This is a genomic window from Lactobacillus sp. HBUAS51381 (assembly GCF_012641095.1).
Classification (GTDB): Bacteria; Bacillota; Bacilli; order Lactobacillales; family Lactobacillaceae; genus Levilactobacillus.
Genome location: NZ_JAAVSC010000001.1, coordinates 48,326 through 63,706 on the forward strand (window position 1 = coordinate 48,326; position 15,381 = coordinate 63,706).

Annotated in this window: 12 protein-coding genes and 1 CRISPR repeat array (1 of these 13 running past the window's edge); of the genes, 9 read left to right on the forward strand and 3 right to left on the reverse strand. The window is 48.1% G+C overall.

What is annotated here, in order from left to right; genetic code table 11:
• Window positions 1-72: 72 nt before the first annotated feature.
• The 4 genes from HEQ50_RS00230 to HEQ50_RS00245 all read left to right on the forward strand — a co-directional run bounded on the left by HEQ50_RS00230 (window position 73) and on the right by HEQ50_RS00245 (window position 4,787).
• On the forward strand, window positions 73-600 hold the full coding sequence (locus HEQ50_RS00230) for a methylated-DNA--[protein]-cysteine S-methyltransferase (RefSeq protein ID WP_168898453.1): 528 nt from the start codon (window positions 73-75) through the stop codon (window positions 598-600).
• 299 nt (window positions 601-899) lie between these two features.
• A complete protein-coding gene (locus HEQ50_RS00235; RefSeq protein ID WP_168898454.1) occupies window positions 900-1,466 on the forward strand; it encodes a TetR/AcrR family transcriptional regulator C-terminal domain-containing protein in 567 nt (188 codons plus the stop codon).
• 935 nt (window positions 1,467-2,401) lie between these two features.
• On the forward strand, window positions 2,402-3,817 hold the full coding sequence (locus tag HEQ50_RS00240) for an NAD-dependent succinate-semialdehyde dehydrogenase (protein WP_168898455.1): 1,416 nt from the start codon (window positions 2,402-2,404) through the stop codon (window positions 3,815-3,817).
• A gap of 220 nt (window positions 3,818-4,037) precedes the next feature.
• On the forward strand, window positions 4,038-4,787 hold the full coding sequence (locus HEQ50_RS00245; protein WP_168898456.1) for a glucose 1-dehydrogenase: 750 nt from the start codon (window positions 4,038-4,040) through the stop codon (window positions 4,785-4,787).
• Between the two features lie 66 nt (window positions 4,788-4,853).
• Here the strand turns inward: HEQ50_RS00245 and HEQ50_RS00250 are convergent, their stop codons facing one another.
• From HEQ50_RS00250 to HEQ50_RS00260, 3 genes are all read right to left on the reverse strand, one after another.
• Complete coding sequence (locus HEQ50_RS00250; protein ID WP_168898457.1) at window positions 4,854-5,393, reverse strand: GNAT family N-acetyltransferase; 540 nt, start codon at window positions 5,391-5,393, stop codon at window positions 4,854-4,856.
• Window positions 5,394-5,445: 52 nt separating this feature from the next.
• Window positions 5,446-5,994 (reverse strand): GNAT family N-acetyltransferase, encoded by a 549-nt coding sequence (locus tag HEQ50_RS00255; protein WP_168898458.1) that lies wholly within the window; start codon window positions 5,992-5,994, stop codon window positions 5,446-5,448.
• 97 nt (window positions 5,995-6,091) lie between these two features.
• Window positions 6,092-7,471: an Nramp family divalent metal transporter gene (locus HEQ50_RS00260; protein ID WP_168898459.1), complete on the reverse strand. Its 1,380-nt coding sequence runs from the start codon at window positions 7,469-7,471 to the stop codon at window positions 6,092-6,094.
• A 616-nt stretch (window positions 7,472-8,087) separates the two neighbouring features.
• On the opposite strand from HEQ50_RS00260, the gene HEQ50_RS00265 reads away from it, so the two are divergent.
• From HEQ50_RS00265 to HEQ50_RS00285, 5 genes are all read left to right on the forward strand, one after another.
• On the forward strand, window positions 8,088-8,942 hold the full coding sequence (locus HEQ50_RS00265) for a DegV family protein (RefSeq protein ID WP_168898460.1): 855 nt from the start codon (window positions 8,088-8,090) through the stop codon (window positions 8,940-8,942).
• Window positions 8,943-9,803: 861 nt separating this feature from the next.
• Window positions 9,804-10,445, forward strand: coding sequence for a VTT domain-containing protein (locus HEQ50_RS00270; protein WP_168898461.1), 642 nt, complete (start codon window positions 9,804-9,806; stop codon window positions 10,443-10,445).
• Between the two features lie 732 nt (window positions 10,446-11,177).
• On the forward strand, window positions 11,178-12,578 hold the full coding sequence (locus HEQ50_RS00275; protein WP_168898462.1) for an FAD-dependent oxidoreductase: 1,401 nt from the start codon (window positions 11,178-11,180) through the stop codon (window positions 12,576-12,578).
• Window positions 12,579-12,913: 335 nt separating this feature from the next.
• Complete coding sequence (locus HEQ50_RS00280; RefSeq protein WP_168898463.1) at window positions 12,914-13,513, forward strand: hypothetical protein; 600 nt, start codon at window positions 12,914-12,916, stop codon at window positions 13,511-13,513.
• A 366-nt stretch (window positions 13,514-13,879) separates the two neighbouring features.
• A complete protein-coding gene (locus tag HEQ50_RS00285; RefSeq protein WP_168898464.1) occupies window positions 13,880-15,163 on the forward strand; it encodes an RNA-guided endonuclease TnpB family protein in 1,284 nt (427 codons plus the stop codon).
• A gap of 168 nt (window positions 15,164-15,331) precedes the next feature.
• A CRISPR array of direct repeats spans window positions 15,332-15,381; the repeat unit is 36 nt; unit sequence GGTTCAGACCTTACTTATTTGACTACGGTACGAACC (it continues 316 nt past the right edge of the window).

Below are 15,381 nucleotides of genomic sequence, written 5' to 3' on the forward strand. Positions count from 1 at the left end.
TTGATAAAGCGAGTAGGCAATATTAGCCTACCCGCTTTTTTAATGCTAAAATTAAGCAAAAAGGGTGGTCGAATGATACGACAAAAGCAACTCGTGACGCCGTTAGGACCGGTGACCGTGGCTAGCGATGGGGTGGCCTTAACCGGTCTGTGGTTCACGGATCAGCACTATTATGGGAGTACGTTACCCGCCAAAGCACCGACTGGGGAATTACCAGTCTTTGATCAGGTGGCGACCTGGTTAACGGCTTATTTTGCGGGGCAACACCCAACCGTAACTTTTCCGGTTCAGCCGACCGGAACGGCACTGCGTGAAGCGGTCTGGTCGGTGTTACGAACGATCCCATATGGCGAAACGGTGACGTATCGTGAACTGGCAACACGAGTAACCCCCATGATCGGTCACAACCCGGGAGCCCGTGCCATGGGAAATGCAGTTGGTCACAACCCGATTAGCCTCGTGATTCCGTGCCACCGCGTGATTGGGCAAACGGGTGATCTCGTTGGCTACGCGGGTGGCCTAACTCGGAAGAAAGCACTCCTGACGCTGGAAGGGTGTCGCTTTGAGGGAAGTGATCGGGTAGTTCTCGAAAAAAATTAGGCATTTTTGAAAAAATTTACGGATTTATTACCTATTGTGCACAAAAGTATCGTACAATGTATCGGTAGATATGCTATAATCAAGGCTGTTTAAAAGCTAAATTAGTAGCACTGTTGATAGATGTAACTACTCAGCAAGTAACTGATATTTTTTCGCGAAAAGGGTTTCTTCTCACCGGAAGACGCGTATAATTTTAGTCAGCTTGAGAGATTAGTCTAAGGTTCTGGTTTTCTGGGGGGATTGCTAGGATTGCACAAAACATAAATTTAAATGGTGTGTGAATGATTGGAGGTATCACGATGGCTGCATCGGAAACTAAGGAGCGAATCGCGGAGGCCTTGGCTTCGTTGTTGAACCACAATACGTTTGATAAGATTACGGTCCGTGAGATCGCGGATGAAGCGGAAGTTCACCGGAAGACGTTCTATTACTACTTTGCCGATAAATACGAGTTGTTAGGCTTTGTTTATCAACACTTTATCGTTGAAGCACCGCGTCACGAACAACCGACAGCGCTAACCTTGGAGAACTGGCGACCAGCAACGATTCAATTGTTGGAACGGATTGCTGCGAATTCCAAGATTTTCCTGAACGCTTATCCCTATGATGATGGCGTTTGGCGCCAATCTATGAACGAGTTTGTGGCTTCACGATTGTCAATTTTGCTTCACGCAATGCCCGAGTACCGTTACTTAAAGGAAGACGTGATCGACACGTCCGCAGAGTTTATTGCTGCTGGCGCGTTGGGAATTATTAATAAGTGGGCGAACGATAACTTTACTGCGACCCCCCGGACGGTTTTGGATCAAATGACTACGGCCAACCGCCTGTTCAACGGGATTTTGGACCGTTGGAAGTTGAGCTAACGAACAAAACGAAAAGCGGATAATCAGCACTGGTTGCGGCCGGAGCGGTTAGCCGTTTTTTTGTGCAAGAGTGCGCCACAAGTCGTTTAGATTCTGAGCATTAGGGAGTTAAGGGGCTTCTGTTCGGCTTCGCCGGGCAGGAGTCCCTTAACTTTCTAAGCGCAGGAATCTGGCTTGTGGCGCACGTTTCAGAGGCCGCAAGTTTCCGAAGTCTATTGGCGAGAGCAAGACCGGTGCACCAAACCAATGGTAAGCATTAGCAGCTATGCCGGACAGGAGGGCCTTATTTGTCTAAGCGGAAGAATCTGGCTTGCGTAACGCGTTTCAGAGGCCGCAAGTTTCCGAAGCCTATTGGCGAGAGCAAGACCAGTGCCCCAAACCAACGGTAAGCATTAGCAACTAGCTATGCCGGACAGGAGGGCCTTATTTGTCTAAGCGGAAGAATCTGGCTTGCGTAACGCGTTTCAGAGGCCGCAAGTTTCCGAAGTCTATTGGCGAGAGCAAGACCGGTGCACCAAACCAATGGTAAGCATTAGCAGCTATGCCGGACAGGAGCGTCTTATTTGTCTAAGCGGAAGAATCTGGCTTGCGTAACGCGTTTCGGAGGCCGCAAGTTTCCGAAACCTACAGGCGAGAGCAAGACTAATGTTCCAAACCAACGGTAAGCATTAGCCACTAGCCACGCCGGGCAGGAGTCGCTTAACTTTCTAAGCGGAAGAATCCGGCCGTTTAGTCCGTATTATCTGGCAGAGAATGGCCAGGCCAACGCGTAAACTGTCAATTGTGAAGTGACAAAATAAATGCGCTAATTCACAAACTTTAATGTTTGAATAATCACAATCCAAATACTGGTATTTCGGGATTCATCCGCGTATAGTACGGAATGTAAAGGGTTACATTGTGAATGTGAACAATCCCGTAAGGAGGAGACCATTATGGCTTATCAAACCACGAACCCCTATACCAATGAAGTTGTGAAGACCTATGAGGACGCAACGCCGGAGTACGTTGAATCGAGTTTGGCTCAAGCACAGGCACTCTATAAAAAGTGGCGCAACGATCCGGTTGCCACGCGGATTCCCGTTTTGCGCAAATTGGCGCAGATTTTTAAGGATGAAACGGATAGTTTGGCCAAAGTTTTGACGGTTGATATGGGGAAGTTGTTTGTTGAAGCGCAGGGTGAAGTCATCTTGTGTGCGGATATTGCTGAATATTATGCCGACCACGCCGAGGATTTGTTGAAGCCGCGGGCCATCGAGACCATCGCCGGGGACGCCCAGTTGGAGAACCATCCCCTGGGGGTATTAATGGCAGTGGAGCCGTGGAACTTCCCGTACTATCAAATGATGCGGATCTTCGCCCCCAACTTCGCGGTGGGCGATCCCATCGTCTTTAAACACGCGGCGATTACACCGGCTTCGGCGCTGGCCTTTGAAGACGCCGTTCGCCGAGCGGGGGCGCCTGCCGGAGCGTTAACCAACCTCTTCTTGTCTTACGATCAGGTTTCCCAAGTGGTAGCCGATAAGCGGATTCAAGGGGTCGCACTGACGGGTTCGGAACGTGGCGGTGTGGCCGTGGCCGAGGTTGCGGGTAAGCACCTGAAGAAGAATACCATGGAGCTGGGTGGAACGGATGCCTTTATCGTGGCGCACGATGCCAATATGGCAGACGTCAAGGCGATCGCCCCCCGGGCACGGCTCTACAATGCGGGCCAGGTCTGCACCTCGTCTAAGCGGTTCATTGTGACTGAAAACCACTACGATGAATTTCTGGCGGCGTTGAAGGACGCATTCTCCGCCGTTAAGATGGGTGACCCGATGGACCCGGCCACGACGTTAGCCCCGATGAATTCGAAGAAGGCCAAATTACATCTGCAAGACCAAGTGGATGCCGCGTTAGCCGGTGGGGCCACCGCCTACTACGTCCACGAACCAATCGATAGTGAAGGACAGTTCTTTATGCCTACGATTTTGACGGATATCACTAAGGATAATCCGGCTTATGGCAAGGAAATGTTTGGTCCGGTGGCGCAGGTCTACAAGGTTAAGGACGATGCCGAGGCCGTCGCGCTGGCAAACGATTCGGACTACGGTCTAGGTGGGATTGTCTTTGCCGGGAGCGCCGAATACGGGGCTGAATTGGCATCTCAGATTGAAACGGGGATGGTCTTCGTGAACACCTTCTTTAGCTCCCTCCCCGAACTCGAATTTGGCGGCGTTAAGAAGTCTGGGTTCGGTCGTGAATTAGGCCAGACTGGGATTTCCAGCTTCATTAATCAGGAATTGGTCGTTAAGCGCGACCATCCCAATGACAATGAATTTGGTGGCTTGGTCTTGCCCCATAAATTCTAAATAAGCGTTGTAGACGAAAGGGCGTGGGGCCAATCCCCCAGGCCCTTTCTGTATGCGGTCTACGGGCGACGGGGTCCGTTGATGTTAGCGGCAGCCGCGTGAGGCCAGCGCTAGGATTAAAAAATGATGAAATCCCACAACAATTTAGACAAAACATTTTCCTCGATTCCATCAATGTGATATTCTGAACAATAGGAAATGACGAAAGGATGATTTTAAGATGACAGATCGTTTAAAGGGTAAAGTTGCCATTATTACCGGCGGGGTCGCTGGTATCGGATTAGGGATCGCCGAATGCTACGTGCGTGAAGGCGCCAAAGTTGTCGTGACGGCCAACCATAACGTGGATGGGGGTCATGCCGCCGTTGAAAAATTCGGAGACGACGTCAGTCTTTTCGTTCAACAGGATGTTGCTAAGGAAGCCGATTGGCAAAAGGTGATTGATGCCACGATTGCCAAGTTTGGGAAGCTGGATATTCTGGTTAATAACGCCGGTATCGGTGGGGTGAATACCGCCATCGAAGACTTACCACTGGCAGAATGGCAAAAGGTAATTGACATCAACCTGACGGCCAACTTCTTGGGTGAAAAGGCCGCCATCAAGGCCATGCAAAAGACCAATGACGCTAAGGGCTCCATCATTAACGTGTCCTCCGTTGCCGGTCTAGTAGGTTTACCAATGGCCCCCGCCTACTCCGCAAGTAAGGGTGGCAGTCGCCTGTTGACGCACGCCACGGCGCTGAATCTGGCCCAACGTGGGGTGGACATTCGGGTGAACTCCGTCCATCCAGGGTGGATTGATACGGCGATTATTCCGGATGCTGCGCGTGAACAGATTGTTAAGACCATCCCAGTTGGTCACTTGGGCAAACCACAGGATATTGGTGAAGTTTGTGTCTACCTGGGTAGCGACGAATCCGGTTTCGCCAACGGTGCCGAATTTACGGTTGACGGGGGTCAACGAGCCTAAGCTTATTCAGATGAATCGGATGTGACGAAAAAGGACTGAGATTTTTTCTCAGTCCTTTTTCTGATGTTAGGGGGTAAATTCCCGATTGATTTTTGAGTAAATGACGGCGTCTCGATAGTCGCCCTGGACGGTGGGGATGTGTGCCCGTAGAAGCCCATCCTGATGGAACCCGCGGTGTTCTGCCACGGCTCGGCTGGCGTGATTTTCGGGCTCGGCTAGGAGATTAAGGCTGTGTAGCTTAAGCGTATTAAACCCAATGGTCTCGACCGTCGCTAAGCATTTGGTCGTGATTCCCTGACCACGCAACGTGTGATTAAGCCAGTAGCCGACAGCGGCGTGGTGGTCCTTAAAGTCGTGCAGATCAATCATGCCGGCCGGTCGACCAGCCACCCAAATCACGGTCAGCCAGAGTTGGTGGCTAGCGATGCGCTGCTGGCAGTACTTTAGAAAGGCGGTCTCGTCCGCGACCGTTCGGGTGGTTGCCGCCCACGGCAGCCACTGTGAAAGATATGGGCGATCGGCCGCGATGCAGGCGAATAGTGCGGGTGCATCGCTGAGTTGCGGTGACTTGAGTTGAATGTAAGGCGAAACGGAATAAGTTGTCATATGGAGGACCTCGAAGGCTTTTCGTTCATTAAAAACCTCCCGTTGGTAAAAGTCAACGACGGCCGTGACCATCGTGCTTTAATTTCGAGTAAACGATAGCATCGTCGTAGGTGCCGGCCGCGGTCAGTAGGTGTTCGCGGAGAATGGCGTCCTGATGGAACTTCCGCCGAATGGCCACCGCTTGGCTGCGTGTGTTGTCGGTCGCAATGACTAATTCCACCTTATTCAGGCCGAGCTGATTGAAGGCCACGTCCTCGACGATTCCCAGTACGTGCGGCATGATGCCGCGTCCCTGAAAGTCACGGCCCAGCCAATAGCCCACCTCGGCATGTCCATCCTTGAAGCTGTGCAGGTCAACCGTGCCAGCGGGATGAGTTCCCACCCAGATGACGGCCAGCCAGAATTGGTTCGCGGCGATGCGCTCGCGTGATTTGAGTAGAAAGGCAGCTTCGTCGGCCACGGATTGGATGCTGGCAGTGCGGGGCATCCAGCGGGCTAGGTGAGCCCGATCCTGGTCAATCAAGGCAAATAGTGCCGGGGCATCGCTCACGACTGGCGTCATCAGGTGAGTCGTTAGAGCGGTCAGAAAATGGGATTTCATAGGGAACACCTCGTTTCGGGGGATATTGTTTTAGTTATACCCGCCCCCACGCGAGAAGTCAAAAAAACACCCGACCTTTGCAAGTCGGGTGTCCATTCTAGGCGGTAATGCCTAGGGTATTGAGAATCAGGTAAATGTTTAGAATAATCAGGATGACGGCGATGATCCAGCCTAGGACCTTGGACCAGGTCTTGTTGGCAAATTCGCCCATCAAGTCCTTGTTACTGGTGAAGAGCACCAGTGGAATCATGGCAAAGGGTAACGCGATACTCAAGAAGACCTGCGAGGAAGTCAGAAGGTCTTCAATCTTCGCTTCGTTTCCGTGGTAAATGATGGCGAAGATGATCACGGGTGTCACGGAAAGCAACCGTGTCAGGAGCCGTTGGGCCCAGAGTGGCATCTTCAAATTGATGAAGCCTTCCATGATAATCTGACCAGCCAGCGTCCCGGTGATGGTGGAACTTTGCCCGGAAGCTAACAGGGCCAAGGCAAAGAGCATACTGAGTAGTGGGCTGGCGATGGCGCCAACGACTTGGTTGTCGCTCAAGGCGTTGAACAGATCGACGAAACGTCCTAGTTCGCTGTTCGTCCCGAAGAAGAGCGCCGCCCCCAAGATCAGCAAGAGACTGTTGACGACAAAGGCAATGGTCAATTGAATGTTGGAATCAATCGTGGTGAACTTGATGGCCTTGGCCACACTCTTGCGGTCACTGCGATCAAAGTTCCGGGTTTGTGAGATTGATGAACCCAGGTACAAGTCATGGGGCATTACCGTTGCCCCAACAATCCCTAAGGTAAGGTACAACATGCCATGATTGGTGACGATGGCGCTGGATGGGAGGTACCCTTCCAACATCTGCGTAATTTCCGGCTTCGCCAAGATAACTTCATAGAGGAAGACGAAGAGGATCACGGCCACCAAGGTCGCCACAATGGCTTCAATCTTCCGGAAGCCGAGTTTCATCAAGACTAACAGAATCAAAACGTCCGCCGCCGTGATGATTAAGCCGACGATTAACGGAAAGCCGAAGAGTAACTTCAGGGCAATCGCGGACCCGATAATTTCGGCAATATCCGTCGCCATAATGGCCAGTTCAGTGACAATCCAGAGGAACAGTCCGGTCTTCTTACCGGTACGTTCTCGCGTGAGTTGTGCGAGATCCTTACCCGTAACAATCCCCAACCGTGCCGACATGGCCTGCAATAACATGGCCACCAGACTGGAAAGTAAGATAACGGTCAGCAGTGCGTACTTGTACTGAGCACCACCGGCGATTGACGTGATCCAGTTCCCGGGGTCCATATACCCCACGGCGATTAAGGCGCCAGGCCCCGTATAGGCCATCAGGGTTCTCCAGAAGCCCGCGTTTTGCGGCACTTCAACGGTACCATTGACTTCGTCGAGACTCTTCTGGTTATTGCCAGTGGACTCGATCATATGGTGCTTAGACTTTGGGTCGGTTTCATGATTTTTCATAAAATCCCTCTTTTCTATTGGCTTAGAAATTCAGGTAGTCGATTGACTTCTGTCTTTCCTGGTAAAGGCGTGGTCGGAACCAGTAATAGATGGTGCAAATAAGAGCAAAATCGGAAAACTGATGTCGATCACTCACTTCAATTCCAAACGTAAGTATAGGCTATTTGGCCGCAATGTCAACCTTGTTGGGAGTAAATTTTGGGACTCCAAAAAAATATTTATATAAAGGAATGGGTTTTTCTTGGGATCCTCTCACCACGTGTTTTTGGACGCAGCGGATGGCAAAAGAGACCGTGGTTCCGGTTTCATGGTTGCGGTGATTGACTGTGTCCGGTCTGAGGCGGTTGGGTGCGATGGATGGGATTGAGGTAATTGGTTGATTTTAAACTAATATTAAGATTAGGCGGAGCTAACGGCAGAAAGGGAGAAATTTTTTTAATTAATGATAGAACTGTATCGGGAACCAAAAGATACCAATCGACTATGTGCAAATTTTCTGCTTAGTAGCGCCATATATAGAACAAACGGCAGATGATCTAGTTTTCAAAACTAGATAATTGCGTTATAATAACGATTATTATCCCAGAACGATACTAGGAGAAACGAGGTAACACCCATGTCACAAGAAAAGATTGCAATTTTAGTGGACTCATGTTCTGATGTGCCAGCGGATGTTCTGAAGGCCGCTGATATGGCATTAATGCCAATGAACGTTATTTTTCGAGACCGCGCTTACGAGGATCGCGTCACGATCACGCCGGCGGAATTCTATCGGCGGCAAGCGACGGAGAAAGCCACGACGGCGAGTCCGACCGGGAAACACATTTTGGAGGCGTTGACCCGTATTCAGGATTCTGGGTACACACACGTCATCGCGGTATGCATTTCGGCGGGGCTCTCGGGAACCTACCAGGAAACGCAATTATTAGCCGCTGACACGGCGTTAACCGTCCACGTGGTCAATACCCGTAGCGTCGGGATTGGCAGTGGTTTTGCGGCCATTTACGCGGCTAAATTGCGTGCTGAGGGACGGTCATTCCAAGAAATTGTGACCGAAGTCGAACGCGTGACGGCCCAGACCAAGGTCTTCTTCTACGTGCCATCCCTGAAGTACCTCCAGGCCGGGGGGCGGATTGGTAAGGTTGCGGGAATGGCCGGAACCTTATTGAACGTTAAGCCGATCATCTCCTGTGATGATGAGGGCATCTACTACCCGATCGCGAAGGTCCGGGGTGAAAAACGGACCATCACCAAGCTGTTGGCGCTGGTCAACGACGCGATTGGTGACGCCAAGCGCGTCAATGTGGCGGTGTGTGACGGTGTGAATCCGGAATTACGGGCCACGGTCCTCGCGAAGTTGAAGGCGGCCCACCCAGATGTTTTACAGTGGTATGCCGGGGATGTTTCCCCAGCACTAGGGGTCCACACGGGTCCGGGATTGATTGGTGTGGGCGTGCAGGTGCTGGATTAAAAGAACGCTGCGTAATAAAAAGCCACGATAACTGTGCTATCGCGGCTTGAGGGGGGATACGAGCAGAATTATAGGTACTTTGGGGGAGTGCTACTTGCTGCTCGTAAAAGAGTAATAAGAATTTGGTACAACCCAGCTAGCAACAGTCATTGGTTACTAACTTGCTTGTAGTGTAACGCCTTCGCTCTTTGGGTGCAATTGATTGGTTCCATAAATTTACTAATAACGGGATTATCCCTTGCGACACAACACTTTCGGCCATATATTAATCAGCGGCTGAAAAATAATATATGTGAAGTAAATGTTAAATTTGACGATGATTTTACGGGCGAAAAGATGATAACCGCAACGTTTCGCGACGCATTGTTTTTACATGCGTCGCGATTTTTTTACGCCCAAGCACCTGACTTTTCAAAATTTACCCGTATAATGGGAAGACAGATAGGTAATGTTAATTTTCGGCGACACTTTCGATAATTTGTGGGGTCGGACTTTCTGAAAATTGCGGGGGATGGCACTAAACGGGATAGCGGTAAATCGGACGATCAACCGATCGCAGATAAAATGTCGGCCCACACAGCGTGGTCAAGTACCCGTTAATCATTCATACGACCCATCAAACGAAAGGGTATGTCCGTCTGTGTTTTAACGGGGTCGACCGCTAATTGGGGCACGACCAAATTGTTAGAAATCGGTATTGCATTGCTTAAATAGTTAAACGATTATACGATTATGTTAACGTGAATTGGGCCTGATTGCGTCGGTTTTTGAACCGGACAATCGCGGCTGAATGACGGGGAGAGGTCGTAAAAGCCGGTTTATCGGCGGTGAACTGAAATGGTGATAAAAGGGAGCTTTGGTATGGGAATTTTACTTGAGATTTGGGATATGATTTGGCATCCACTAAACGTGTTGGTGCCGCTGACGAATCAGCTGGGGACGGGAATCTATCCGGTGCTCTTCTTCTTGATTTTTCTGGAATCGGGGATGCTCATCTTCTCGTTTATTCCGGGACAGTCACTTCTCTTCATGGTGGGGTCCATCTCGGCCAATCCCCGCTCACAGTTGAATATTTGGCTGCTGGTCTTGATGTTTACCTTAGCTGCGACTCTGGGCTCGGCCATCAAGTATTTCACCACGTTACGGTGGCACAATTATCAAGATAAATTAATCGAACGGTTACCGGGTGAAAAGGTGGCTCAGGCCACCGCGGCCTTCAATCGGAATCAGGATCAAACCATGTTGATTGGGCGGTTCATTCCCTTTGTCGGGCTATTCGTGCCCATCATGGCGGGAACCGTTGACATGACCTGGCGGCAATTTCGGCTCTACAACCTCATGGGAAGCCTCCTGTGGGTGGGGAGCTGTTGTGCTGTGGGGTACTTCTTCGGCAATACACCATTCGTACGTAACAACTTTACGTGGCTGTTTTTGGCCTTATTGGCGATTCCGTTTCTGGGGCAACGTGCCCTGCAGTACATCAGGGCTAAACGGTCGGCGTAACATTTCAGCGAAAAAAACAGGCATCTAAAGGCGATGGTGAATGCCTTTAGATGCCTGTTTTAAGCCATAAGAAAAGCCTCGAGTAACATGCGGATTACTCGAGACCTCATTAGGAATCTGTTAATAAATCACTTGTTTTGGGGGGAGTGCATCTATAGACAGTGATTCCTATCATCTATCACAGTGCTTAAGGTCAGAACGTATCACGAACTAACTGTAATCATCATAATCGCCGGTCAGTAGATACGCAAGTGAAATGTGACTGTTCAGGTTAAGTGGTTATAAATCAAAAATATTTTGACTGACCGGTTCGTTACGGTCCAACAATGGCCGTGAAAGTGATCCGTCTTAGTCCCTTATTTATAGCCTGATAAGCCCGGCGTAAAATCAACTAATGAGGTTTGTAACCGATTTAAACCAACTAATTTAGCAAGGGGTAAGATGAATTATGGTGTCGATGATTACTTAAATCCGAACAAACTGGTAAAATAGACCTAACGACAATTAGCCTTACAGACGTTTGGTAGACAGCGCTTACTGATTGAAATATTTATAATCATATTATAAGTAATTGCATAAATTATTTAGTGCATGATGCACATTCATCCGTCATCTTTCATGAAGTGTGAGGTTTTGCCGTGATTTCAGGTTTTTCCGAGACAAAGTCATTTATCTTTCGCTAACTTTCTAGTAGACTACCGTTAGAATTGTTTTTCATGTAGGAGGGTAAACATGAAAGTCATCATTGTTGGTAGTACACATGCTGGTACAAATGCGGCGCTCCAAATTTTGCGAGATCATCCAGAGACCGAAGTGACCATTTACGAACGGCACACGAACGTTTCGTTCCTGTCTTGCGGAATTTCTTTGTTCTTAGATGGACAAGTTAAGCACCTTGAGGATATGTTCTACTCCTCACCTGAGGCATTGGTTGAAGCCGGGGCAAAGGTGTTGACGCGGCACAACGTGATTAAGATTGATTCAGAGAATAAGTCATTAGAGATTGTGGATATGGATACTGGGGACATGTCCACGGATACTTATGACAAACTGATTATGGCCACCGGTTCAACTGTGACCGTGCCGCCAATATTTGGTATTGATGAAGACAAAGTGATGATGTGTAAGAATTACGAGCAAGCCGTCGCGATTGATAAAGCGGCTAAAGGCAATAAGCGAATTGCGATTGTCGGTGCTGGGTATATCGGAACGGAACTGGCCGAGAGTTATGCACGGACGGGACACGACGTTCGGTTGCTACAGTCACGTGATATTATTTTAAATCATTATGTTGATAAAGAATTATCCGATCACGTGGTCAGTCTATTGGAAGATAACGGTGTGAAGGTGATGTTGAATCACCGGGTCACGTCCTTTACGGGTGATGAGAATGGACAATTAGTCATCGAAACCACGAACGGTGATTTCACCGCGGACTTGGCGGTCGTCTGCACCGGGTTTGTCCCGAATACAGAACTGTTGCGGGGACAAGTCGACATGGATCGGCACGGCGCCATCATTATCAATGATTACGTCCAGTCGTCCAATCCCGATATCTTTGCCTGCGGGGACGCGAGTGTTGTTAACTTTAATCCTACCGGTAAGCCGGCCTACACGCCACTGGCAACCAACGCCGTCCGGCAAGGGATGTTGGCTGGAATTAACATCTTTGGTAACATTCAGCAGTACATGGGGACGCAAGCGACTTCCGCCATGCAGATCTTTGGGCGGACGTTGGCCTCGACCGGCTTGACGATTGACCATGCCTTACGCGCTGGAATGGATGCCGATCAGGTTACTTTCCAAGGCACTTGGCGGCCAAAATACATGCCATCAACGGATGACTTGACGATTAACCTGGTCTACAATCGTGAGAATCGGCGAATCTTAGGTGCACAGTTGCTGAGCCAACACGAAGTCGCGCAATCGGCCAATGCCATTTCAATTGCGATTCAAAATCGGAACACGATTGATGATTTGGCCTTCGTGGACATGCTCTTTAATCCGAACTTCGATGATCCATTTAACTACTTGAACATTGTGGCTCAGATGGCAGTTGAGAAGGAAACCAAGCGTGGCAATAACCATCCGCGGTTAACGGCTGGTGTGGATAAAGATCCAGAAAATGTTTAATATCTAAGACAAGGTTCGGCCCGGGATTTGGTTCCCGGGCTTTTTTTATGGAAAAAGGACCTCGACTAATACTAATTGGGATCTCAATTCTATGTTCAATTCCGGCCATTAGTTAACTTGGGGTAACGTTGTTTGACAACAGAAACGATAATTTGCTGAAAAATACAACCAAACTAATCGACTGGGTAAGTTTAATAGCGTTCTTCAACAAACGTTTTGATATCAACCAATTTATAGCAGGATTAGCTTGACGTGCATACTCTTTTTCGTAATAATGCAAAGTGTTCCATGGTAGTCGGTCGTCTAAGTCGTTATTTATCCGAGGAGGAATGTTCATGAAACATCGATCAAGAAAGATCCTTTATGCCGCCTTATCACTTATGTCACTGTCGTCAACTTTTTTAGTCGCTGTTCCAACGCAAGCCCATGCTTCAGAAAAAGTTTTAAATGCGTATCCCAAACAGCTGCGTGGTTATTGGTATAATCGCGTTGACGGCGGATATGTGTACCTTTATCACATCACTAAGCATGATAATGATCAGGGCCATATGTCCTTCAAAAATTTGAAAAAGGCCTTAACTGAATACAAACACACACCTCATGAAAGTATTGATATGAATATATCTAACAAACTAGGACGTAAGTTGAAAATGAATAAGACGTTTACAGTCAGTCAAGCTGGTAAAAAGCGTTGGGTCAAGCGTATTTCAACTAGTTTCCATAAGAAACACACACCTGATTATAGTGAAGAGCATGATGTTTACTCTTATTATCTACAGGGATCAAAAAAACGTCCCGTCTTGTACATAGATTGGTTATATGGGAGTACCTCAAAGGTCTTTAAGAAACCGGTCCCGAAGCACCATCAGCGAGGGGATGCAGCGGTGACTAGAGTTAGTGCTAAAGTCCTGAGATCAGCTGGTATTTACAAGTAACCTGCAGTAAGAAGGGATGACGTTTCGTCAGAATCTCGCTTTCTTCAATTAGTTTTTTGCTCATCATGCAATTTAAGCATTGTGTGATGAGTTTTGCTGTTTAGTGAACTACCTGTTACTGCGGTGGCAGAGAGTTTACCTGTTTATTTTTTCAAATAGTCAAGCGATGTATTGTGTCGCATCGACCGCGTATACTTTAAGAAGTATGCAGAAGAAACAGTTAATATGCGATTATATTCACAAAGCATGCGGCTCTATACGCATATTGTTAAAGAAGACTTGTCTTAAGTGATGAAGGATCTATAAGCGCATAAGCTCGGTGTGCGCTACACTGAATAACAGTAACCTGAAGGGAGCTGGCTGATTATGGCCAAGAAAAAAACGACAAAATCGATGACCAGCTATCGGTTTCGTCTTTATCCGACGGCCGAACAGGCTGAATTGATCGAACGAACCCTTGATGCAACTTGCTGGTTCTATAATCAACTCTTGACGATCCAAAAGCAACGCTACATCGAAGATCCTGACGTGCGTGTTTCTAGAAATGATTTTACGAATCTAGTTAGTCCCTACCGTCAAGCTAATCCTAAATTGAAAAAAATCGATAGTACAGCTTTAGATGTTGTTTGTGAAAACCTAGTGCGGGCATATGATAATTTTTTTGGCAAGCGAAGCAAGTTTCCTAAGTTTCATAAACGCAAATTTACTAATAGTTATACGGCAGCGGGGCGCATTAAAGATGGCAAGTCCAGCATTCATTTTTCTCAAACTGGCAACCGGTTTCAAATTCGCTTGCCTAAATTGAAATTTGTCACTATCAAAGGATCCCGTTTGCCAAGTAATCCTGTTAAGCAAGCGACGATCACCCACGAGTCAACGGGTCATTATTATGTTTCCGTACAAGTTGAGCGGACTAAAGAGAATCAAAATGTGTCGTTGCATCCAGTCTCAAAACGTACGGATAATGCCGAGATCAAGCTGACTGGCAAATCTGTTGGGATCGATATCAATATTCCGCATCTTGATTTTTCTGATGATCACGCGATCGTCAAACTGGAAACTCTTGAGAAAACAAGTGAAGCTAAGCATTTACTTCTTTGGGAACGACGTTTGGCTCATCGTCGTGCACTTGCTAAAGAAAAGCAAGCGCAACTTGAGCATGCTAGTCGTCAAAAAATGGGTATTGATTCAGATTGGCACTGGTGGCAGTCTAAGAGATATCAAGAAGCCAAGCAGCATGTGGCAAGGCTCCGGGCAACTCAGGCCCATCGTCGAGACCTATTTTTTCAACGTTTAACAACGCAATTGATCCAAGAATATGATGTGATCGTCGTTGAAGATCTGACCGTGACTAAAATGCTCAAAGCGCATCGGTATGCCAAGCATATTAGCGAGATTAGTCCTAATCGGTTTATCACGATGTTGGAATATAAGGCGCAGTGGCATGCTGGCAAACAGGTAATTCGAGTTGACCCTAAAAATACGACTCAAGCTTGTCATAATTGTGGTTTTATCATGGGTACTGACGGCACTCGTGCGCTAACCATCAGCGATCGTGAGTGGACGTGCCCCAAATGTCATGTCCATCATAATCGCGATAAAAATGCGGCTAAAAATATCTTGCAGCGTGGTCTTGCTACACTTAATTGATCGCGTTAAACTAATTATGCGGTCGACTCGATCGTAACTGGCAATTTTAGTCAGGCGGCGATTAAATAAATGTGTAATCCGTTGTGCATTGATGTGCTTGCACATTGAGAATCAGCGTTGTGTTGTTCATCGCAAACCTAAATCAAATAAGGTGAATATAATTCATCAGGTTCAGACCTTACTTATTTGACTACGGTACGAACCCGACCACAAGGAGG